Annotated in this window: 19 protein-coding genes; 5 read left to right on the plus strand and 14 right to left on the minus strand. The window is 64.3% G+C overall.

From position 1 onward, the window contains the following. The first annotated feature begins 2 nt into the window (after positions 1–2). The gene (locus DY201_RS21490; protein ID WP_115732974.1) at positions 3–2,333 is read left to right on the plus strand and encodes a PAS domain-containing sensor histidine kinase; all 2,331 of its coding nucleotides are present in this window, start codon (positions 3–5) and stop codon (positions 2,331–2,333) included. A gap of 3 nt (positions 2,334–2,336) precedes the next feature. Here the strand turns inward: DY201_RS21490 and DY201_RS21495 are convergent, their stop codons facing one another. From DY201_RS21495 to DY201_RS21560, 14 genes are all read right to left on the minus strand, one after another. Beyond that, positions 2,337–3,329, minus strand: coding sequence for a serine hydrolase domain-containing protein (locus tag DY201_RS21495; protein WP_165915788.1), 993 nt, complete (start codon positions 3,327–3,329; stop codon positions 2,337–2,339). Positions 3,330–3,831: 502 nt separating this feature from the next. Continuing rightward, entirely contained in the window at positions 3,832–4,284 is a 453-nt protein-coding gene (locus DY201_RS21500; protein WP_115732976.1) for an EF-hand domain-containing protein, read from the minus strand. Between the two features lie 66 nt (positions 4,285–4,350). Then, complete coding sequence (locus DY201_RS21505) at positions 4,351–7,314, minus strand: bifunctional [glutamine synthetase] adenylyltransferase/[glutamine synthetase]-adenylyl-L-tyrosine phosphorylase (protein ID WP_115732977.1); 2,964 nt, start codon at positions 7,312–7,314, stop codon at positions 4,351–4,353. Further along, entirely contained in the window at positions 7,315–8,769 is a 1,455-nt protein-coding gene (locus DY201_RS21510; RefSeq protein WP_115732978.1) for a sensor histidine kinase, read from the minus strand. Further along, complete coding sequence (locus tag DY201_RS21515) at positions 8,769–9,443, minus strand: response regulator transcription factor (protein WP_115732979.1); 675 nt, start codon at positions 9,441–9,443, stop codon at positions 8,769–8,771. Before DY201_RS21515 ends, DY201_RS21510 begins: the two co-directional genes overlap by 1 nt. A gap of 188 nt (positions 9,444–9,631) precedes the next feature. Next, positions 9,632–11,173 (minus strand): Do family serine endopeptidase, encoded by a 1,542-nt coding sequence (locus DY201_RS21520; RefSeq protein ID WP_115732980.1) that lies wholly within the window; start codon positions 11,171–11,173, stop codon positions 9,632–9,634. Positions 11,174–11,291: 118 nt separating this feature from the next. Beyond that, complete coding sequence (locus tag DY201_RS21525) at positions 11,292–11,759, minus strand: cytochrome c-type biogenesis protein (RefSeq protein WP_115732981.1); 468 nt, start codon at positions 11,757–11,759, stop codon at positions 11,292–11,294. Continuing rightward, complete coding sequence (locus DY201_RS21530; RefSeq protein ID WP_115732982.1) at positions 11,756–13,738, minus strand: heme lyase CcmF/NrfE family subunit; 1,983 nt, start codon at positions 13,736–13,738, stop codon at positions 11,756–11,758. Before DY201_RS21530 ends, DY201_RS21525 begins: the two co-directional genes overlap by 4 nt. A 16-nt stretch (positions 13,739–13,754) precedes the next feature. Beyond that, positions 13,755–14,195, minus strand: coding sequence for a cytochrome c maturation protein CcmE (ccmE, locus tag DY201_RS21535; RefSeq protein ID WP_115732983.1), 441 nt, complete (start codon positions 14,193–14,195; stop codon positions 13,755–13,757). A 3-nt stretch (positions 14,196–14,198) separates the two neighbouring features. Next, on the minus strand, positions 14,199–15,362 hold the full coding sequence (ccmI, locus tag DY201_RS21540) for a c-type cytochrome biogenesis protein CcmI (protein WP_115732984.1): 1,164 nt from the start codon (positions 15,360–15,362) through the stop codon (positions 14,199–14,201). Between the two features lie 99 nt (positions 15,363–15,461). Then, positions 15,462–15,905, minus strand: a complete 444-nt coding sequence (locus DY201_RS21545; protein WP_342635203.1) for a hypothetical protein — start codon at positions 15,903–15,905, stop codon at positions 15,462–15,464. Positions 15,906–16,021: 116 nt separating this feature from the next. After that, complete coding sequence (locus DY201_RS21550) at positions 16,022–17,422, minus strand: ATP-binding protein (RefSeq protein ID WP_165915812.1); 1,401 nt, start codon at positions 17,420–17,422, stop codon at positions 16,022–16,024. Positions 17,423–17,444: 22 nt separating this feature from the next. Continuing rightward, positions 17,445–18,110: a response regulator transcription factor gene (locus tag DY201_RS21555; protein WP_067964332.1), complete on the minus strand. Its 666-nt coding sequence runs from the start codon at positions 18,108–18,110 to the stop codon at positions 17,445–17,447. Positions 18,111–18,190: 80 nt separating this feature from the next. Next, positions 18,191–18,484 carry a hypothetical protein gene (locus DY201_RS21560; protein WP_115732986.1) on the minus strand — a complete coding sequence of 98 codons (294 nt, stop codon included), beginning with the start codon at positions 18,482–18,484 and terminating at the stop codon, positions 18,191–18,193. Positions 18,485–18,519: 35 nt separating this feature from the next. On the opposite strand from DY201_RS21560, the gene DY201_RS21565 reads away from it, so the two are divergent. From DY201_RS21565 to DY201_RS21580, 4 genes are all read left to right on the plus strand, one after another. Then, positions 18,520–18,810 carry a hypothetical protein gene (locus DY201_RS21565; RefSeq protein WP_115732987.1) on the plus strand — a complete coding sequence of 97 codons (291 nt, stop codon included), beginning with the start codon at positions 18,520–18,522 and terminating at the stop codon, positions 18,808–18,810. A 142-nt stretch (positions 18,811–18,952) separates the two neighbouring features. Beyond that, positions 18,953–21,106 (plus strand): transglycosylase domain-containing protein, encoded by a 2,154-nt coding sequence (locus DY201_RS21570; protein ID WP_115732988.1) that lies wholly within the window; start codon positions 18,953–18,955, stop codon positions 21,104–21,106. A 136-nt stretch (positions 21,107–21,242) separates the two neighbouring features. Then, entirely contained in the window at positions 21,243–21,827 is a 585-nt protein-coding gene (locus DY201_RS21575) for a DUF1214 domain-containing protein (RefSeq protein WP_115732989.1), read from the plus strand. Continuing rightward, positions 21,820–22,362 (plus strand): DUF1254 domain-containing protein, encoded by a 543-nt coding sequence (locus DY201_RS21580; RefSeq protein ID WP_115732990.1) that lies wholly within the window; start codon positions 21,820–21,822, stop codon positions 22,360–22,362. The genes DY201_RS21575 and DY201_RS21580 overlap by 8 nt, the downstream gene beginning before the upstream one ends. Positions 22,363–22,745 lie beyond the last annotated feature (383 nt).

Below are 22,745 nucleotides of genomic sequence, written 5' to 3' on the forward strand. Positions count from 1 at the left end.
TTATGGCAAAGGCGGACGCGTGGGGCGCGCCCGATGAGACTGCTTTTGGCCGTCGCAAGCAGGCGCGCAGCGCTGGCCTGTCGGGCAATGCACGCCTCATCGCCGAACCCGCATATCGCCGCCTGCTGGCCGCCGAGCCGCTGCTGCGCCGCTCGATCCCGACACTGATCGTCGTCTTCCTGATCGTGGTCGCCGGCACCCGCTTCCTGTCCTTGATGGCACAGCGCGACGATGTCGAGCGCAATGCCAAGGCGATCCTCGCGCTCTCGGCCGGAGAACTGGTCAACGCACTGATGGTCGGCGCCACCACCGAGAGGCCGCTTGCGGCGGCAAGCCAGGACCTGCTCGAACGCACGAGCCAGCAAGGCACGCTCAGCCGCAGCCACGTCGTTGCACTGACCGACCAGAATTTCCGCATCGTCGCCGTCAGCCCGCAATCCACCGGCTGGCAGGGCCAGGCACTCGACGGCCTTGTCTCGGGCGGGCAGCCGCTGTTCATGTTCGGCGACCGCGCCGGCGTGATGGAAGTGCGCATCGGCGGCCAGGACTGGTTGGCGGCCATCAGCATCGCCGACGACAAGCGCGCCGCAGCCGCGGCCATGGTGCCGCAGGACGCGGTATTCGCGGAATGGCGCAAGACCGTGTCGCTCAACGTCGCGCTGTTCGTAATGACCGCCGGCATGCTGATCGTCATCCTCTTCGCCTATTTCAGCCAGGCAGCGCGTGCCCAGGCCGCCGACGGCATCTATCTGGAGGCGCATGAGCGTATCGACCTGGCGCTGGTGCGCGGCAAGTGCGGGCTGTGGGACTGGGACATGGTGCGCGGCAAGATGTACTGGTCGCGCTCGATGTACGAACTGCTCGGCTACGAGGCGTGCGAGGCGATGTTGTCGTTTGGCGAGGTCGCCCGCATCATCCACCCTGAAGACGGCGACCTGTTCGACCTGGCCAACCAGGTGATCATGCGCGAGGTCGACCATATCGACCGGGTGTTCCGCATGCGCCACGCCGACGGCCGCTGGGTGTGGATGCGCGCCCGCGCCCAGGTGGTGGACCCGGAAGCGCCCGAAATCCAGATGACCGGCATTGCCGTCGACATCACCGAGCAGCGCCACCTCGCCTTGCGCTCGGAAGCGGCCGACCAGCGGCTCCGGGCGGCGATCGAAAACATCACCGAATCCTTCGTGCTGTGGGATGCCAATGGACGCCTGGTGATGTGCAATTCGAAGTACCAGCACGACAATGGGCTGGCCGACCGTGACGTGCTGCCAGGCACGGCGCGCGAGGAGATCGAAGAGCGCATGGTCGCCTTCGCCTCCGAGCGGCGGCTGGCCAATGCCAACGGTCCGCGCGGCGGAGCGACCTACGAACGCCAGTTGGCCGACGGCCGCTGGCTGCAGGTCAACGAGCTGACCACACGCGATGGCGGCATGGTGTCTGTCGGTTCCGACATCACCCAGATCAAGCAGCACCAGGACAAGCTGATGGAGAGCGAGCGCCGGCTGATGGCGACGATCCACGACCTCAGCCTGGCGCGACGCTCCGAGGAAGAGCGCTCGCACGAATTGGTCGAGCTCAACCGCAAATATATGAAGGAAACCGAGCGCGCCGAGGCGGCCAACCGGGCCAAGTCTGAATTCCTCGCCAACATGTCGCACGAGCTGCGCACACCGCTCAATGCGGTGATCGGCTTCTCGGAGCTGATGGAAGGCCGCCTGTTCGGCCCGATGGGTTCGCCGCGCTACGAAGAATATGCCCGCGACATCAACTCCAGCGGCAAATACCTTCTGGGCGTCATCAACGACATCCTGGACATGTCGAAGATCGAGGCCGGCCAGTTCTCGATGGACCGCGAGGAGATCGACCTTTGCCCGCTGATCCGCGAGACGGTCAGGGTGGTGTCGCTGCAGGCAGCGCAGAAATCGATCACCGTGGAAACGCAGATCGCCGACTCCATGACGCTGTTCGCCGACCGGCGCGCGGTCAAGCAGATCGTCATCAACCTCTTGTCGAACGCGGTGAAGTTTACCGGCCAAGGCGGGCGCATTTCTGTGCGGGCGCGCAATGCTTCGGGCGCGCTGACGCTGTCGATCGAGGACAATGGCTGCGGCATCCCCAAGGATGCGCTGGGCAAGCTCGGCCGGCCGTTCGAGCAGGTGCAGAACCAGTTCTCCAAGAACCATGCCGGCTCGGGTCTCGGCCTCGCCATCTCGCGCTCGCTGGCCGAACTGCATGGCGGCGCGCTGAAGATCCGCTCGACCGAAGGCGTCGGCACCATCGTCTCGGTGCGCATCCCGGTGAAGAAGATCGAGCGCCTGGCCAAGGCCGCCTGAGCATCACGGCGTTTCCGGCAACCGCGCCTCGATGAACTCCAGCGGCCGCGTGCTGGCAGGCGGATCGAGGTTGGACAACGACACCAGCACATAACCCAGCTTTGGGAAGACATGCAGGTCGCCGCTCATGCCAGGCGCACCGCCATTATGGCCAAAGCCTTTCCAGTTGCCCTCGCCGACAACCGCGAAGCCAAGGCCGAACGTCTGGACCTGCGTGCTGGTCGCCTGATCGAGCATCTTTTTCGAGATGAGCCTGCCGGCCTGTAGCGCGTCAACGAAACGCCAGAGGTCGCCGACGGTCGAGTAGCCGCCACCGGCGGAGGTTCCGCGCCAGGGCAGCGTGGCCGTGTTGGGCACGAGCCTGCCGCCTTCATTGAGATAGCCGATCGCGAGACCGGGGACAGTCTCGCTTTCCGGTAAAGAGCCCGTCGATGTCATGCCGGACGGCTCGAAAACGTTCTTCTCGACATAGTCGTCATAACTCATGCCGCCGACCTTCTCGACCAGGGCGCCGAGCAGGATGAAGCCGTAGTTCGAATAGAGCTGCGTGGTGCCGGGCGCAAATAGCGGGGCGCGCGCACCATAGAGCGCGATGTAGTCGGCGATGGTCTTGAGCTTGAGCCGGTTGCGATCGAATTCGGGCCCGAAGATATCGCCGGTGCCGCCGGTGTGGGTCAGCAATTGGCGAACGGTCACCTTCCCGGCCATTTCCTTGTTGGGATAGGCGGCCAGATGTTGGCCTATCGGGTCGTCGAGGCCAAGCTTGCCGGCCTCGACCAGTCGCAGGATTGCCACCGCCGTGAACATCTTGTTCATCGAGCCGATGCGGAAGCTGGTGTCGGCTGTCACTGGTAGCTTGCGCTCGCGATTCGCCAGGCCCCATGCCTTCTCCAGCACGACCTTGCCGTCCTTGGCGACCAGCAATGCGCCGGAGAAGCTGTCTGCAACCGCCGCCTCGTCCTGGCGTTTGACCAGGGCGGCGAGCGCCTCGGTCAAAAGCAGGCGCTTGGGGCCCAGACCAGGCGGTGGCGCAACCGGCTCAAGCCGAAAGCCTGTCAGTTTCGGTTCCCCGCCGGCACTCAGCGACAGTTGCAATCTTGCGAAGCGGTCACCGTCCTTCTCCCTGAGAAAGGCCGTGAGCGTGGTGGCATCGCTTGTCTCGACCTTGACCAGCTCGAAGCCGCCGGTCTGCGCGGATCCCTGGGCTGGTAGGTGCGGTCGAAGGCTTCGGCCATGTCAGGGTCGCCGCTGTTGAAGGCGTCCAGCAGTTCTGCAAGCACCCTGCCCGATGGCGTCGGCGGCAATGCCGCCTGGGCCATAGCGGCAGTGGAAATGAACAGCGAAAGAATGGCAGCGATCCAGCCCATGGCGGCACTCCTTTGTTGGAGGCGAGCAAAGGCCGGCTTGATTGCGGCAAGGTTGCGCGACGTCGTGTCCGGACAAACAAAACCTCCCGGAGAGGCAATCTCCGGGAGGTTTCTCAGCTTGGGCGTCCGTGTCAGCGCTTGCCGTTGCCGCCGCGCCAGTTGCGGGCAGGCATCTCGTCCTTGACGATCTTGCCGTCGTCGTTGCGGTCGAGCAGAGCAAACATCTTCTTCTGCCGCGTTTCGATCTCCGCCTTGGTCAGCTCGCCGTCGCCATTGGCGTCGAAGCGCTTGATCAGGCGTTCAGCCATGCGCTCGGCACGCATGCGCTGTATCTGGTCCGCCACCTCGGCAACGGTGATCTTGCCGTCGGTGTTTTCATCGGCATCCAGCAGCCGGGTGTTCATAGCGGCAGTGAACTCCTCGAAGGTGACGTCACCGCTCTTGTCGGCATCAGCCCGTTCGAAGCGCATCTGCGGCTTCATGTTCTGGCCGCGCTGCCCCTGCCCGTTGGCGGCAAAGGCGGAGGTTCCGGCAGTACCGGCGAGGGCGACAAAGGCGATCGCGATCCTTGTTGACGTGTTCATGGGGTTTCTCCTGTTGCATCGACACCCCCGATGCTGACCGAAGCGCTGATGCGGCGTCCCATCGCCTCATTTGCGCTTCGCACGGAGCAGAAGGTCAAAGTGGTCCCTGACCTTTTGCGACGTCTCCTTGAGATGCGCCTCCAGCACGCTGAAATCGGGAAGGTCGGTTGCGGCAAGCAACAGGTCCGACAATCCCGGCGGAACATCGTTCCGTTCGAACGCACCGGTGAGGCACAGCCTCGTCATTTGTGTGATCGCCTGATAGAGCGCGTAGGCATCGACGAGATCCTGCCGCACCTGCGCATCGGCAAAGCCCGGCGCAAGACGATGCAGCGTCTCGGCCGTTCCGGTGATGTGCCCGTGGCCTTCGATCCGGCCGGTCAGGACCGCGACCTGGGCGATGAACTCCAGATCGATCAGCCCTCCGGGGACCAGCTTGATGTCCCAGAGATCGTGCGGCGGCTTTTCGTCCTCGATCATCTGGCGCATCTCGCGCGCCTCGGTCGTTACCTTGGCGGCATCGCGCGGCAAGGCGATGATGGCGGCGACCTCGACTTCCACCTCGGTGCAGAGCGAGGCATCGCCGGCGATCGGCCGCGCGCGCGTCAGCGCCATGTGCTCCCAGGTCCAGGCATCGCCGCGCTGATATTTGCGGAACGAGTCGATATGGGTGGCCACAGGCCCCTTGTTACCCGATGGGCGCAGCCTGAGGTCGAGCTCATAAAGCACGCCTTCGGCCGTCGGGGCCGATACCGCAGCGATAAGGCGCTGGGTCATGCGCGAGAAATAATGCGACGGCGCCATCGGCTTGTCGCCGTCGGACTCCTCGGCATTCTCGCTGTGGTCGTAGAGCAGGATCAGGTCGACGTCGGAGCCTGCTGTCAGTTCGCGGCTGCCGAGCTTGCCCATGCCGAGGATCGCCACCCGGCCGCCGGCAATCCTGCCATGGCGCCGGGCGAATTCGGCCTCGACGGCCTCGAGTGCTGCCCCGACCGTCAGGTCGGCGAGATCGGAAAAAGCCTTGCCGGCACGGGCGGCGTCGATCGCACCGGCGAGCAGGCGGACGCCGATCAGGAATTTCTGCTCGGCGGCAAAGATGCGCAGGCGGTCGAGCACTTCTTCGTAGAGCCTGGTGCTTTCGAGGAAGGCCGCCAGCCGCGCCGCAAGATAGGCGCGATCCGGCAGTTCGGACAGCAATGCCGGGTCGAGCAAACCGTCGAAGACATGCGGCCGGCGCGTGATGATGCCGGCCAGCCGGGGTGCTGCGCCCATGATGGTGGCGAGCAGCTTGAGCAGTGCGGGATTGGACTGGAGCAGCGAAAACAGCTGGATGCCCGCCGGCAGGCCGGCGAGAAACTCGTCGAAGCGCATCAGCGCCTCGTCTGCGCGGCGGGTCTTGCCGAAGGCTTCGAGCAGTGCCGGCGTGAGCTCGGTCAGCCGCTCGCGCGCCTCGGCCGACTGGGTCGCTCGGTAGCGGCCGAAATGCCAGCTGCGGATGACGCGGCAGATGTCGGAGGGGCGCTGGAAACCGAGTTGGCGCAGCGTGTGCAGCGTGTCGGGGTCGTCGACGTCGCCGGTGAAGACCAGATTGCCGACGCCGGAGGACAGTTCGGGCGCAGCCTCGAACAGCGCCGCATAATGACGCTCGACCTCCTGCAGCGAAGCGCGGAACGCCTTGGAGAAGGCATCCGCGTCGGCAAAGCCGAGCATATGGGCGATGCGCTGGAGGCCCTCGTCGTCCTCCGGCAGCATGTGCGTCTGCTCGTCCGCGACCATCTGGATGGCGTGCTCGACGCTGCGCAGGAACCAGTATTGCCGTTCGAGCGCATCGCGGGCCTCCGACGTGATCCAGCCGCGCAAGGCAAGCTGCGTCAGCATCGGCACCGTTGCCCGGCCGCGCAATTCGGGGAAGCGGCCACCGGCAATCAGCTGCTGGGTCTGGACGAAGAACTCGATTTCGCGGATGCCGCCGCGGCCGAGCTTGACGTTGTGGCCCTTGACCGCGACCTCGCCATGGCCCTTGTGGGCGTGGATCTGGCGCTTGATCGAATGGACGTCGGCGATCGCCGCATAATCCATGTATTTGCGCCAGACATAGGGCTGAAGCTCCTTGAGAAAGGCCTCGCCGGCTGCGATGTCGCCCGCCACCGGGCGCGCCTTGATCATCGCGGCGCGTTCCCAGTTCTGGCCACGGCTTTCGTAATAGTGCAGCGCTGCAAGGACCGGAATGGCCAGCGGCGTCGAGCCTGGATCGGGGCGCAGCCGCAGGTCGGTGCGGAAGACGTAACCATGTTCGGTCCGATCCTGCATGATCCGGACAAGCCGCCGGGTAAGCCGGGCGAACAGCTCCGTTGCTTCATACGGGTCGGCGATGGCCGGTGCCTCGGGATCGAAGAACACCACGAGGTCGATGTCGGAGGAGAAGTTCAGCTCGTGAGCACCGAGCTTGCCCATGCCGAGCAATATCCAGCCTGAACCGACGGTCGGGTTTTCGGGATCGGGCAGCTTGAGCTTGCCCTGTCCATGCGCATCCCTGAGCAGGAAATTGACTGCAGCGCCTGTGCACAGGTCGGCAAGATCGCTCAGCCTTTGCACGCTATCCGCCGCATTTGCCTCGCTCGAGAGGTCGGCAAGCGCGATCAGGAAATGCGCCTCGGCCTTCAGCCGGCGCAGGCGCATCATCAGGGCGCTTTCGGCGATGCCGTCCTCGAACGGGATTGCGGCAATCGCAATGCCGATGTCGGCGAGCCGCTGCTCGATGGTCTGGTCGAACAGCCTGTCCAGAATCTCGGGCTGCCGCCGGGCACTGTCACGCATGAACTGGGAGAGATCGAAGACGGCGGCAAGAAAGGACTGGGCCACGCCCTTCTTCTTCAGGAAGCCGGCGAGACGATCGAGCCCTTCGTCCTTGGCAACGCCTGCAAACTCCGCCAGCTCGCGCTGCGCGCGCTCCGGGTCGAGCGGCGCGACGTTGGTGGTGGGCTCCAGAAGCCACTCGGTCGCATTCGTCCTGGCGGCCACAGTTTTCATCTATGCGTCCTTCGATCCGGGGAAAACCATCAGGACCGATAATCCGGGATTGCCGGGCAGAAGATCAAGCCGGCCATTGTGAAACATCATCACCGCCTTGGCGAGGCTGAGCCCAAGGCCGGAACCCGGCTGCGAACGGCTCTTTTCGAGCCGGACGAAGCGCTCGGTGGCGCGCGCCCGGTCGCCTTCGTCTGGAATGCCCAGGCCGTTGTCGGATACCTGCAGCCGGATCTCGTCGCCGTCGCGCTGCAAGGTGACGCCGACATGGGGCTTTTCGACCGACCCGGCGGAATATTTGATAGCGTTGTCGATGATGTTGGACAGCGCCTGGGCAATCAGTTCGCGATTGCCGTTGACGACCACGGGACCGGCCACAGATCCCTCGAAGCCAACGCCCAGTTCCTCTGCAACCGGCTCGTAAAGCTCGACGACGTCGTGAACGACAGCGGCGAGATCGACCTTGTCGGTCGACTCGGCGGAATAGCCGGCCTCGAGGCGCGAGATCATCAGGATCGCATTGAAGGTGCGGATGAGCTGGTCGGACTCGGCGATCGTGCCTTCGAGCGCCTCGCGATAGTCGGCTCCGGTCTTCTTGCCCGACAAGGCCGCCTCGGCGCGGTTGCGCAGGCGCGTCAGCGGCGTCTTGAGGTCGTGGGCGATGTTGTCGGACACCTGCTTCAGCCCATCGTTGAGATGGGCTATGCGGGCGAGCATCGTATTGAGGTTTTCGGAAAGCCGGTCGAATTCGTCGCCTGCACCTGTCACCGGCAGGCGACCGCTGAGGTCGCCGGCCATGATGCGTCGGCTGGCCACCGACACACTGTCGATGTGCTTCAAGGCGCGACGGCCGACGAAATACCAGATCAACAGGCCGCCAAAGCCCATCATGGCGAGAGCCAGCATCAGCGACCTTTGAATGACGCTGCGGAAACGCTCCGGCTCGCCGAGGTCGCGACCGACCATAAGGATCATCTGGTTGGGAAGGCGCAGCACCACCGCGATTGCGTTGTGCCCGACCTCGGTACGCGCTTCCGTCTCGGTCTGCTCACCGGCGGCCGGCGCACCGCGCCTTCCGGAAGCCTCGCCATAGCGCTCGTAGGAGAACGGCAGTTCCGTCCAGCCTTCGCGCTGCAGCACGCCGGGCTGTATGCTCTCGACATTGCCCGACAGGATCTGGCCGTTGGGGTCGGCGAGCAGGTACAGGTTGGCGCCGGGCTGGCGCGAGCGCTGTTCAACCACGCGCACCAGAACCGGGATACCGCCGCGCTGATAGCCGCGGGCAAGGCCCTGGACCTCTTCGTTGATGGTTTCCTGGGTCTGTGCCAGCAGCATGCGTGCCGACAGCGACGTCATGTAGAAGACCAGGAGTACTGCGCAGAGCGTAAAAAGCAGCAAGTAGAGCGCCGAGAGGCGCGCTGCGGTCGTCTTCATGATGGCCGGCAGCCTGAATGCCATCAGCCCGCCTTGAGCATGTAGCCGGCGCCGCGGATGGTGTGCAGGATAGGCTTCTCGAAGCCCTTCTCGATCTTGCCGCGCAGCCGCGAGATATGGACATCGATGACATTGGTCTGCGGATCGAAATGGTAATCCCAGACATTTTCGAGCAGCATGGTGCGCGTCACCACCTGGCCGGCGTGGCGCATCAGATATTCGAGCAGACGGTATTCGCGCGGCTGCAGCACGATCTCCTGCGAGGCGCGACGCACCGTATGCGACAGCCGGTCGATCTCGAGATCGCCAACCCGGTACAGCGTCTCGGATTCACGCGTCGGGGCACGGCGGTTGAGGACTTCGACACGCGCCAGCAATTCCGAGAACGCGTAGGGCTTGGTGAGATAGTCGTCGCCGCCGGCGCGCAGGCCGGTCACCCGGTCGTCGACCTCGCCGAGCGCCGACAAGATCAGCACAGGTGTCGTGTTGCCGCGCGAGCGCAGGCCGGCAATCACTGATAGACCATCGCGCCGCGGCAACATGCGATCGACGACGAGGACGTCGTATTCGCCAGCATCGGCAAGCGCGAAACCTGAATCGCCGTCGCCGGCGACATGGGCGGTATGGCCGGCTTCCGCGAATGCCTTCTGCATGTAGTCGGCAGCCTCGCGGTCATCTTCGATGACAAGAATCTTCATGCCGTCGTTATACGCGATTTTGTGGGATGTCAGAGGCGACATGTCGTTTCCTCCCAACGTGGTAGTGGCAGCGGGCGATGGGAGCCCGCTGCCACCGGTGCCGGAATCGAAGACTGACAAACTATCCGGCGCCGTAAGCTCCCGCCGTGCGGCTGGGGGTGATGAAGCCACCCGGCGGGAGCGAACGGTCAGCCCTGATTGAGCGGCAGGGCGACGAAGCGGTTGGAGTCCTCGCGGCTGATCTGGAACAGGACGGCCTTGCGGCCCGCCTTCTCCGCCTGGTCGAGCGCCTTGGTGACGTCGGACGCCGACTGGACCTCGACGGCATTGACCGCAGTGATCACGTCGCCGGCCTGAATGCCACGGTCGGCGGCGTCGCTGGAGGGGTCGACATCGGTGATGACGAGGCCCTTGCCGTCCTCGGAACGGGTCACGGTCAGGCCGAGGTCAGCCAAGGTGCTCGGCTCGGCCGGCGACGACGGCTGGTCGGCCGAGGCCTTCTTGTCGCCGCCCGGGATCTCGCCGAGGTTGACCTTCAGGGTTTCGGCCTTGCCGTTGCGCCAGACGGTGACGTCGACCGACTTTCCTGGCGTGATGCCGGCGATGAGGCGCGACAGTTCCTTCGGCGAGCCGACGTCCTGGCCATTGACACCGGTGATGATGTCGCCGGCGACGATACCCGCCTGCTTGGCCGGGCCGGCGTCCTGGGCGCTCGCCACGAGCGCACCCTTCTCGGTCTTCAGGCCGAGCGATTCCGCGACATCAGCGGTCACAGGCTGAATTTCCACGCCGAGCCAGCCACGCTGCACGCTGCCACTCTTCATCAGGTCCTGGACCACCTGCTTGGCGGTCGAGGCCGGGATGGCGAAGGCGATGCCGACATTGCCGCCCGAGGGCGAGAAGATGGCGGTGTTGATGCCGACGACTTCGCCATTCAGGTTGAAGGCGGGGCCGCCCGAATTGCCGCGGTTGACCGCTGCGTCGATCTGCAGGAAGTCGTCATAAGGACCGGCGCCGATATCGCGGCCACGGGCCGAGACGATGCCGGCAGTGACAGTGCCGCCGAGGCCGAACGGATTGCCGACGGCAACGACCCAGTCGCCGACGCGAACCTTGGCGTCATCGGCAAAGCCGACATAGGTGAACTTGGTGCTGGCATCGACCTTGAGCACGGCCAGATCGGTGCGCGGATCGGTGCCGATCAGCTTGGCGTCGTATTCCTTGCCGTCATCGGTGACCACCGTATAGGCGGTGCCATCCGAAACGACGTGGTTGTTGGTGACGAGATAGCCGTCCTCGGAGATGAAGAAGCCCGAACCCTGCGCCACTGGACGCGGCTTCTGGCTGCCGTCACGACGGTTGAAGCGCGGACGATCCTGGTTGCCGTTGCCGTTGCCGTTGCCGTCCTGGCCGAACTGGCGGAAGAAGCGCTTCAGCGGGTGATTGTCGGGCAGATTGTCGAAACCCTGCTGGTCGGAGAAAGGCGACGAACCGGTGTCGGCAGCCGGGTCGATCCGGGCCTTGACCTGCACGCTGACGACAGCCGGCGAGACCTGCTGGACGACGTCGGCAAAGCCGGGTGCCTGGGGCGCTTCGACGCGCACAGCCTCGGCGTAGACGGGGGCCGTTCCGCCGGTGACGGCGCCGAAGCCGATCGCGCCCGCCAGGGCGACGGATGCAGCGGCAGCCATGAGACGCTTGCGAGAACGCGAAAGGGGGGTGGTGCTCATTGTCTCTGATCCTCTTGAACAGGATGCAGTGGAGTCGCATCCGTTGGTTCAAGAGATAGAGAAGCTCACATTACGCCACCATTTCCGAAGCATGAAACTTTCGTAATGTTGGCTTGGCTCACACGTCCTTGTTCAGGATCGCTTCGAGCGCTGCCTGCTCGTCCTTGGTCAGCCCTGCAGGCTCCTGCCTGCGGCGCGATCGGGCCGACAGCAAGACGAAGGCGCCACCGCCGAGCAGGAGCAGCACCGGCGTGCCCCACAGCAAGGCGTTGCGCAGGTTGAACTGCGGCTTGAGCAGCACGAATTCGCCATAACGCGAGACGATGTAGGCCATCACCTGCTCGTCGCTGTCGCCGGCCAGCAGCCGCTCGCGCAACAGCACCCGGAGATCGCCGGCCAGTTCGGCATCGGATTCGTCGATCGACTGGTTCTGGCAGACCATGCAGCGCAGCTCTTCCGAAAGCAGCCGCGCACGTGCCTCGAGCTTCGGATCGGCAAGCATTTCGCTGGGCTTCACCGCAAGCGCCGTTCCTGCAAACAGCAGCGCTGCGACAAATCCCGCGATCGCCGGCAGCCGGCCGTTCATGATGGCACCGCAACCGGCTTGGCGGATTTGCGCCGCGCCGGCGCGCCCACCCGCAGGCGGCGGTCGAGCAGCGAGACGAAGCCGCCCAGCATCATCACCAGCGATCCGCCCCAGATCAGCGTGACCAGCGGCTTCCACCAGACACGCACGACCACGGAGCCGTCGCCCGATTCATCGCCGAGCGAGACATAAAGCTGGCTGAGCCACATCGTCTTGATGCCCGCTTCCGTCGTCGGCATCTGGCGCACCGGATAGAAACGCTTGGACGACATGATGACATCGCTCGGCTGCCCATTGGCGCCGAGCAGAGAGAAATGGCCCCGATCCTCGGTGAAGTTCGGCCCACGGACCGGCGTCAGCCCGTCGAAGCGCAGACTGTAGCCGGAGATTTCCACCACCTGCCCCGGCTTCATGACCAGGATCGCTTCCTTCTCGAAGGACAGCACGCCGACGATGCCGAGCAGCGTCAAGCCAAGACCGAGATGGGCGATCGCCGTGCCGAACACCGAGCGCGGCAGGCCGACGAAACGGCGCAGCGCCATCCTCGGCGCGACATTGCCGATGCCGGCCTTCAAGGCGAGATCGGTGAGCGCGCCGAGCACCAGCCAGGCCGAAAGACCAGCACCGAGAGCCGCGAACACCGAGGCGCCATCGATGAACAGATATGTCACAAGGACTGCCAGCAGGGCCGCGCCAAAGGCAAACATCAGCCGCTGCGCCACCGCAAAGACATCGCCGCGCTTCCAGGCCAGCAGCGGGCCGAACGGCACGACGACCAGAAGCGGGATCATCAGCGGGCCGAAGGTGAGGTTGAAGAACGGCTCGCCGACGGAAATCTTGTCGCCGAACAAAGCTTCGACGACCAGCGGATAGAGCGTGCCGATCAGCACGGTCGCGGTCGCGGTGGTCAGGAACAGATTGTTCAGCACCAGCGAGCCTTCGCGCGAGATCGGATGGAAGATGCCGCCGGCCGTCAGCGACGACGCCCGAAAGGCAAACAGCGCCAGCGAACCGCCGATGAACAGCGTCAGTATGCAAAGGATGAACACGCCGCGGCTCGGGTCGCTGGCAAAGGAGTGAACCGAGGTCAACACGCCCGAACGCACCAGGAATGTACCGAGCAAGGACAGCGAGAAGGTCAGGATGGCGAGCAGCAGCGTCCAGATCTTCAGCGCCGAGCGCTTTTCCATGACGATGGCCGAGTGCAGCAGCGCCGTGCCGGCCAGCCACGGCATGAAGGATGCGTTCTCGACCGGATCCCAGAACCAGAAGCCGCCCCAGCCGAGTTCGTAATAGGCCCAGTAGGAGCCCATGGCGATGCCGCCGGTCAGGAACACCCAGGCAGCGAGCGTCCACGGCCGCACCCAGCGTGCCCAGGCGGCGTCGATGCGGCCCTCGATCAGGGCTGCCACCGCAAAGGAGAAGCAGATGGAGAAGCCGACATAACCGAGATAAAGCAGCGGCGGATGAACCGCGAGGCCGACGTCCTGGAGGATCGGGTTGAGATCCTTGCCCTCGATCGGCGCCGGCACAAGCCGGGCGAACGGGTTGGACGTGATCAGGATGAAGAGCAGGAAGGCCGTGCCGATCCAGCCCTGGACGGCGAGCACATTGGCGCGCAGCGTGGCCGGAAGATTGCTGCCGAAGGCCGCGACCAGGGCGCCGAAGAAGCTGAGGATCAGCACCCACAGCAGCATCGAGCCTTCGTGGTTACCCCAGGTGCCGGTGAACTTGTAGATCAGCGGCTGCAGCGAGTGAGAATTCTCCCAGACATTGGTGACCGAGAAGTCGGACTGGACATAGGCCATCGTCAAGGCGGCGAAAGACAAGGCGATCAGGGCAAAGCCGGTGACGGTGACAGGACCGCCGACCGCCATCAGCCTGGTGTCGCCCTTGTAGGCTCCGTAGAGCGGAACGAGCGACTGCACCAGCGACAGGGCGAACGCCAGGATAAGCGCGAAGTGACCCGTCTCGACCATCAGCGCTGCCCGCCATTCATTGCGTGGTCTCCTGCCATACGCCCTTCGCCTTCAGGCTGTCGGCGACTTCCTTCGGCATGTAGTTCTCGTCGTGCTTGGCCAGCACGCTGTCGGCGATGAACTCGCCATCCGGCCCGAAACTGCCTTCGGTGATCACACCCTGCCCCTCCCGGAACAGATCGGGCAGGATACCGGTATAGCGCACTTTCACCGTCTTTTCGGAATCGGTTACGCCGAACTCGACCTGGGTGCCCTGCCCGCGCAGGATGCTGCCGTTCTCGACAAGACCGCCGAGGCGAATGCGCTGGCCGGGCTGCAGGGTCGCAGCCTGCAGATCCGCGGGCATGTAGAAATAGGACGCCTTCTGGCCGAGCGCGTAGAAGGTCAGCGCGGTTGCCGCCCCCAGGAAGGCCAGCGCGCCTGCGATCACCGAAAGCCGTTTTTGCTTGCGCGTCATCGTCTACTCCGTGACATCAAGGCCGAGCGAACCCGCGAGTTCCGTAAGCTTGCGACCGTCCTCGCTGTCACGGCCCAGTGCCGTGTAAGCGCGGCCAAGCGCATCCTGCGCCAGGTCGGTCTTGCCGAGCACCTGATATGAACGCACCAGCCTGAGCCAGCCTTCCGGATCGCGCGGGTTCTGGCGCAGCTTTTCATCCAGCGTCGCCACCATGCCCTCGATCATCGCCGTACGGTCGCCCGACGACATGGAAGCGGCGGCGGCGATGTCCTCCTGGTTCGGTCCAGGCGCGCCGGCGGCCGGCTTGGCCGGCGCGGTACGCAGCTCGGGCTGAGTTTGTGCCGTTCGCAGCTCGGCCTGGGCAATCGCCTGGTCGGTCGCCGCACGCCACGGCGAGTCGGCAGGCAGGCTTGCGGCCAACAGCCGCCAGGCAGCAGCGGCATCGGCAATGTTGCCTTCCTGCGCCAGCGCCAGTGCCAGGAAGTAGCGGGCCTTGGCATCGGCGGGCTCAAGCTTCAGTGCTGCCTCGAAAGCCAGGCGGGCGTCGGAGGTGACGATGCCGCCCGCCGATCCGGCGATGGCCTCGCCGAGGCCGGCCTGACGTGCAGTCGTCGAGCCCAGGATGCGGATGGCGTTGCGATAGGCGGTGACGGCGTCGTTGGCGCGCCCGATCCTGAGATAGACAGGCGCAAGCACGTCCCAGCCGCGGCCGTCGGACGGATTTGCCACCAGATGTGCCTCGGCGCGGGCGATCAGTTCGTCGACCGAGCTGTCCGCCGGCTTCTGCGACAGGCGCGCGCTCAATGGCTGCGAGGGAACGGTGGGCGAGCCGATCGCGGTATAGACGCCCCAGCTCAACAGCGGGACGGCAAGCACGGCGATCATGCCGACGAGACGAGGCCCAAGCTGCGATGCCTTCTTCGGCTCGCGCGCATTTTCGGCATCGAGCCTAATGATCCGGCGGGCGATCTCGGCGCGCGCCTGCTCGGCATCGGAAGGCGCGATCAGCCCACGCGCCGCATCCCTGTCGACTTCGCCGAGTTGATCGCGATAGACTTCGAGGTCATGGCTCGCATCGTCCTTGGCCCTGGTCTGTCGCGTCAGCGGCAACAAGACCGCAAGGCTCGCACCAAGCGTCAGAACAGCGGCTATGATCCAGAACAGCATGTCACCTAAATAGCCAGCAGCCTCCAAGCTGCCAACATCTCCGTGCTGCGGCTTATTGACGGTTCTAACGCCCCTGCCAAAGCAACAACACGTGAAGACTTAGGTCAGCGGCGTCCAGCTGCCATCGGCATTCCGGCAGGCCGTGCCGCGCGCGACCAGCGGTGTTCCCGTGGTGAAGACGGTCTGCGAATACTGGCGGCAGTCCTGCGAGCCGACGCGATAGGGCTGGGCGGCCACGACCTCGCCCGAACGTCCGTCGCCCTTCCAGGCGACCGCTTGTCCGCCCTGGCCGTATTCCAGCGCGCGGTACTCGGCCTCCAGGGCCTTGCGCCGATCGTCACTGTTCAAGCCATTGCCGATCGTGCCGCCGATGAGGCCGCCATCCATCGCATTGATGATACGTGTGGCAACCTTGCCGCTCGAGCCATCGTCGCCGCCGCCAAGCGCTGGAACCACGCCGCCGCCACTGCTCAGGCTCGTCGTCGTGCAGCCTGAGCCGGCAAGCAATGCTGCAACCAGTGCCACCCGAAATCTCATGCTCATCACCGGTCCCGAATTTGCGTCCGCTTACAAGGGCTTGGCGCCGCGTTAGATTGCATCTTTGGCCGAAATGGGGCCGATTCGGCCAGCCATTTCTCCAACCATTTCTCCGCCCATTTCTATTGCACGCCGCGCAGTTCCACGACGGCCTTCAATCCCCCCATCGTCGAGCGCTCAAGCCGAAGCGTGCCGCCATACTCCTTGACCAGATCGGCGACGATCGCCAGCCCGAGGCCCGTACCCGGCTTGGTCTCGTCGAGGCGCCTGCCCCGCTGCAATGCCTCGCGCGCCTTGTCTTCCGGAATCCCTGGACCGTCATCCTCGATCAGGATCGAAAACCGCGGCGGCTCCTCATTCACCGGCTCCGCCACTTCAACTGATATGCGGACGGCACTGTGCGCCCATTTCATCGCGTTTTCGAGCAGATTGCCGACAACTTCCTCGAGATCCTCGCGCTCACCGGCAAAAACCACATCTGCCGCAGGCAGATCGAGCGAGAAAGACGTGCCACGCGAGAGCTTCTCCATCACCCGCACCATACGCTGAAGCAACGGGCCCACCGGCGTACGGTAGACCACGCTTTCGCGCTGCGCCGCGACCCGGGCACGCTGGAGATAGTGGTCGATCTGCTTCTGCATGGCGGTGGCATGGTCGGCGAAAAGCTGCCCCTTGGGGCCGCCCAGCGCCCGGCCCTCATTCAGCATCACGGCCAGCGGCGTCTTCAGCGAATGCGCCAGGTTGCCGACCTGGGTCCGTGACCGCTCTACGATGCGGCGGTTGTTTTCGATCAGCGCATTGGTTTCGTTGGCGAGCGGCTGGATTTCGGCGGGGAAGCGTCCGGTCAGGCGCTGCGCCGTGCCTTCGCGCACCATGGCAAGCGCATTGCGCACGCGTGCCAGCGGCTGCAGGCCGAGCAGGATGGCGATGGCGTTGATCGCGATCATGCCGAGGCCGAACAAGGAGAGATAGGTGAACAGGCGCCATTCGAAGCCGCGGATCTCGGCTTCGAGTTCTGAGCGGTTGCCCATGACGCGAAACCGCGCGATGCGGTTCTGCGAATCGAGCACGAACTCGGTCTCGAAGACCTCGAGTTCCTCGCCGACGATGCCGGCGACGCGATAATGGCGCTGAAACTCGGCGTTGAACGGCACGTCTTCGACGCTGGGCGACGCCACCGGCTCGGTCATCGACGACGACCTGAGTTGCCCGACAAGCCCCTTGGACACCGGCTCGACAGACCAGTACCAGCCAGACTCAGGCTCGGAGAATCGAAGATCGCCGAGATCGGGGCCGCCGGTCAGCGTGCCGCTGTCCGAGAGACCGACCGAGCCGATGAGATTGAACAGATGCGCCGACAACAGGCTGTCGAAGCCGCGTTCGCTGGTCTGGCGATAGAGCGAACTGATGACCGTGAAGATCAGGGCGAAGGCGAGGATCGCCCAGACGGTCGAAAACGCGATGACGCGAAACGCGAGGGAACGCGGTCCGAGCCCAAGCGCGTAACGCTTCCAGCGCCCCAGTCGTTTGGCCAGCTTTTCCGCCTTACGCCTCCGGCTCGCGCATGCGGTACCCCATACCGCGGACGGTTTCGATCATGTCGATGCCCATCTTCTTGCGAAGACGCCCGACGAACACCTCGATGGTATTGGAATCCCTGTCGAAATCCTGGTCGTAAAGATGCTCGACAAGTTCGGTGCGCGACACGACCTCGCCCATGTGATGCATCAGATAGGCGAGCAGACGGAACTCGTGCGAGGTCAGCTTGAGCGGCACGCCGTTGACGTCGGCCTTGGAGGCCTTGGTGTCGAGCCTGAGCGGTCCACAGGACAGTTCGGACGAAGCATGGCCGGCGGCGCGGCGGATCAGCGCCCTCACCCGCGCCAGCACTTCCTCGATATGAAACGGCTTGGTGACGTAGTCGTCGGCGCCGGCATCGATGCCGGCAACCTTGTCGCTCCAGCGGTCGCGCGCCGTCAGCATCAGCACCGGCATCTTGCGGCCTTCGCGGCGCCAGCGCTCGACGACGCTGATACCGTCCATCTGCGGCAGGCCGATATCGAGCACGATGGCGTCGTAAGGCTCGGTATCGCCGAGGAAATGCCCTTCCTCACCATCAAAGGCCTTGTCGACGACGTAGCCGGCGTCGGTCAGCGCCTCCGATATCTGGCGGTTCAGGTCCTTGTCATCTTCGACGACGAGTATGCGCATGCGGTTTTGCGACCAGTGAAAAGATGACGGAGATATAGGCGATTCCGGACCTGCGGGAAATCCGGGGCTGGAAGTCCAGGCTAGTTGGCCGGCACGACGACCTCGACGCGACGCGGCCGCTGGCCGTCCTTGGCCGGCACCAAAACCACGATCACGCAGACCGACTGCCCGCCCTGATTGGATTCGGACGCCCGCGCCAGGGTGCCACCGTGCTGGTCTGCCACCTGCTGGCCAACCGAGTAGCAATCCGCAGCGGCCACAAGGATCTCGCCTTCCGCTGAGCGCACAGGCGCCGCTGCCACCGAAGTGGCAAACAGGCCAAGCGCGCAGACCGCAGTCATGGCAGGCCGGAACATGGAGCGAAGCGTTTTCATGACAGGATTTCTAATACGCCAGTGCTGAACGTGGAATGAACAATGAATTCATGCAAACACCCGCATTTGCAAGTCTGCTAATTCTTGCCGATCCGCTTCTTTTTGCCGACGCTCGAACGAAGATCGCGACCAGCCGCGCAAGCCCGGTGATCGCCTGCAGCAAGGTATCGGTCAACGCCGAATTGTCGAAGCCGTCGATGGGCATGCCGGCAAGCCCGCCCCCAATCGGCATGGTTGCGACCGGGATCCTGATCGTGCGCGCGTGTATCAGGTGTTTCGGGTTCAATATGTTCATGATCTCCGGGGTAAAACAGCTTGCCTGCTAATCGCTGGAGTGTGTTCAACTTGCTCTTGTCGCGGCAACAAAAATCGGGGACAAGTCGAACCAGGGCCGAGGGACGCGTGCCCTGAATTCGCCAGCAAAAGCGTTTTGGTGTAAGCTGCAGTCACGTGCCGGGCTCGTCTCGAATGGAAAATCCCATCCCACCGCGCAAGAAAAGAGGCCGCATCTCGGCCGGTCTGCTGGCACTCGATGCCTGGCTCGACTCTTCGCTGTATGAACTCCGCTTCCGGGCGCAGCAGTTCTGGGAAAATGCGACGATCTTCTTCCGCCGCTTCCGCGTCAAAGGCTGGCGTCGCGGCGTCATCGAGGTGCTGAGCGAATCCTTCACCATGGCCGCCGGCGGCTCTGTGGTGATGCTGGCGCTGGCCATGCCGGCATTCCAGGAAACCACCGGCAATTGGCGCAACCAGGACGACTTCGCCGTCACCTTCCTCGATCGCTACGGCAACGAGATCGGCCAGCGCGGCATCATCCAGCGCGACTCGGTGCCGGTCGACGAGATGCCGGACCACGTCATCAAGGCGGTGCTGGCGACAGAAGACCGGCGCTTCTTCGAACATTACGGCATCGATTTCCTCGGCCTTATCCGCGCCATGTCGGAAAACGTCCGGGCCAACTCCGTCGTCCAGGGCGGCTCGAGCCTGACGCAGCAGCTGGCCAAGAACCTGTTCCTCACCAACGAGCGCACCGTCGAGCGCAAGGTCAAGGAAGCCTTCCTGTCGATCTGGCTCGAATCGAACCTGTCGAAAAAAGAGATCCTGCAGCTCTATCTCGACCGCGCCTATATGGGCGGCGGCACGTTCGGCATTGCGGCGGCGGCCGACTTCTACTTCGGCAAGCAGGTCAAGGACCTCAACCTCGCCGAAGCGGCGATGCTGGCAGGCCTGTTCAAGGCGCCGACCAAATACGCCCCCCACATCAACCTTCCCGCTGCCCGCGCCCGCGCCAACGTCGTGCTCAGCAATCTCGTGCAGGCGGGTTTCATGACCGAGGGCCAGGTGCTGTCGGCGCGGCTGCATCCCGCCGACATCGTCGACCGCGGTGACCGCAAGAGCCCTGACTACTTCCTCGACTGGGCTTTCGACGAGGTCAAGAAGATCGCGGCGAAGTCGGGCATCCACTCGCTGGTTGCCCGCACCACCATCGACATGAACATCCAGAAGGCGGCCGAAGAGTCGGTCGAGTTCCATCTGCGCCAGTTCGGCAAGGAATACCACGTCACCGAAGGTGCGGTCGTCGTCATCGAGTCCAATGGCGCGGTCCGCGCCATCGTCGGCGGACGTGACTATGGTGCCAGCCAGTTCAACCGCGCCACCAGGGCGCAGCGCCAGACCGGCTCGTCGTTCAAGCCCTATGTCTATGCCACCGCCATGGAAAACGGCTTCAAGCCGGAATCGGTCATCTCGGACGGGCCGATCAGTTGGGGGGCCTGGTCACCCAAGAACTATACCCGCGGCTATTCCGGACGGATGACGCTTTCGACGGCGCTGATCAAGTCGATCAACACCGTGCCCGTGCGCCTTGCCAAGGACCATTTGTCGATCCCGCCGATCAAGGCGATGGCCGAGGCGATGGGCGTCGAATCTCCTGTCAGCTCGCACAAGACGATGGTGCTCGGCACGTCGGGCCTGACGGTGATGGACCAGGCGACGGGCTACAGCGTGCTGGCGCAGGACGGTATCGTCGGCACCCGCCATGGCATCACCCAGCTCGTCACCCATTCCGGCCAGCTCGTCTACGACTACAGCAAGGATGCGCCGCCGCCACACCGCGTGCTGTCCGAGCAGGCGGTCGCCTCGATGAACTCGATCATGGTGCAGATCCCCGAAGTCGGCACGGCGCGCAAGGCAGCGCTGCCCAACATCCGCTCCGCCGGCAAGACGGGCACCACCCAGTCCTACCGCGACGCCTGGTATATCGGCTACACCGGCAACTACACGGCCGCCGTCTGGCTCGGCAACGACGACTTCTCGACCACCAACAACATGACCGGCGGCTCGCTGCCGGCCATGGTCTGGCAGCGCTTCATGGCCTACGCCCACCAGAACATCGACCTCAAGCCGATCCCCGGCATCAAGGATCCCTATGTCGATCCTGCCGCCATCGCCAAGGCCGAGGAAGCTGCCAAGAACGGGCCGCAGCAGGCCGTGGACACCTCCGATCGTCCCCCGGTCCTTTCCAGCACCACGACGCGCGCCCTGCGCGATATCGCCGACGTTTTCCACAAGGCGCCGGCAATCGCAGCACCGCCCGAACCCGAGACGCTGTCGGCGCTGTGACATCGCACAGTTTGGGGCAAAGTTCGGGGCAAAGTTCAGGCCAGCAAAGGTTCACCCACCGGTTGCGGCCTCTGCCGGCTTGCCTTCCAGTCAAAGGGCAGGATATTCCTCCGCCAACTCCATCCTGCGGCGGCTCATGCTGAAACAATCGCTCCTGATCGTTCTCGCCCTCGCTGTCGCCGTCGGCGGCGGTGCTGCCAGCGTCGGCATGGTGCTGAACTCGCAGGAGGGCATCGGCGCCGTGTCGGTCGGACCATGGACCGCCTTTCCCGATATCGGCACGCCTGAAGCCGATCCCTATTCCAAGGCGCGTGTCGCGCGCGACGGCGTGCTGGCACTTGGCCGCGCCGAGGGCCTCAGCTTTGTCGCCGATCGCGACTCCACCGGCGTCAGCTTGAAGAGCGAATGCAGCTACCGTATCGAGGGTTCGCTGCCGGTCGCGAGGTTCTGGACGCTTTATGCGACCGACACGGCGCATATAGCGCTCAAGTCAGGCATCCGCCGCGACGCATCACTGCATTCGCTCGAAGTGCTGCGGCAGCCTGACAACTCCATCAGCGTGTCGGTCGGGACGCGGCCGGGGCCGGGCAACTGGCTCGCCGTTGCAGGCGTCGGCGCCATGAACCTGGTGCTGACCTTCTACGACACGCCCATCGCCAGCAGCACCGGCCTGTCCGGCATCGAAATGCCGCGCATCGTCAGGGTTCAGTGCAATGCGTAGGCTTTTTCATGCCCTGGCGATCGGTCTTATCGGTGCCGGCATCGCCCACATCGTCATCCTGCTTCTGGTGCCGAGTTTCTCCGAGCGCGATGCATGGTCACGTCTGGCCATGGTCGCCGGCCCCAACAAGGTCGTCCGTCTCGACAAGGAGATTGGCGGCACGCCGGTGGTGAAGGCGCTCGATCCATCCTTCTTTGAAGCCGCCTGCCGCTTCGACCTGACGGAAGGCGTCGTCCGCATCGACAATGCCGGCAAGGTCCCCTACTGGTCGGCCTCGGTCTATGACCGCAGCGGGCAGAACATCTACAGCTTCAACGACCGCACCGCGACCGACGGCAATCTCGATTTCGTCGTGCTCACGCCGGCGCAGATGATCGACCTGCGCAAGGAACTGCCGACCGAATTCGAGAAATCGATTTTCGTCGAAACGCCCATCGACGAAGGCATCGTCGTGGTCCGCGTCTTTGTGCCCGACGACAGCTGGAAGCCGACGGTCTCGCGCTTCCTCGACGGCATCAACTGCGACATCCAGTAAGAGCCCGCATCAAGTCGGCCGTGCATGCCCAGCCCGGCAATCAATTCGATCCGTCGCTATCAGTGACGCGGCAGCGGATCGTTGCGGCGGGGTGCATCGTTGCGCAACTCGCCGGCACTCGAAGCCGGGCCCTTGGTTCGCTCGTAGCGCACGCCAGGAAAGATGATGATGGATGCCGAAGTTTCCGCTGTCCGGGGGGACCGGCGGATGGCCGCACGACGCGGCATGAAAGACACAACGCTGCCCATGGTTCGCGATTTCCCTCTCGGTTCGACCGGAGTAAGCACGCAACGCCTCCGCCTCGATAAGGCCAGCAGAGAGGTTAACAGTCCGTTACTGCCGAAGATTTGATTCAACTCTTGGCTTCCCAACTGCGTCTTTGG

Origin of the sequence: Aminobacter aminovorans (assembly GCF_900445235.1) — a bacterium.
In the GTDB taxonomy this organism is placed as follows: domain Bacteria; phylum Pseudomonadota; class Alphaproteobacteria; order Rhizobiales; family Rhizobiaceae; genus Aminobacter; species Aminobacter aminovorans.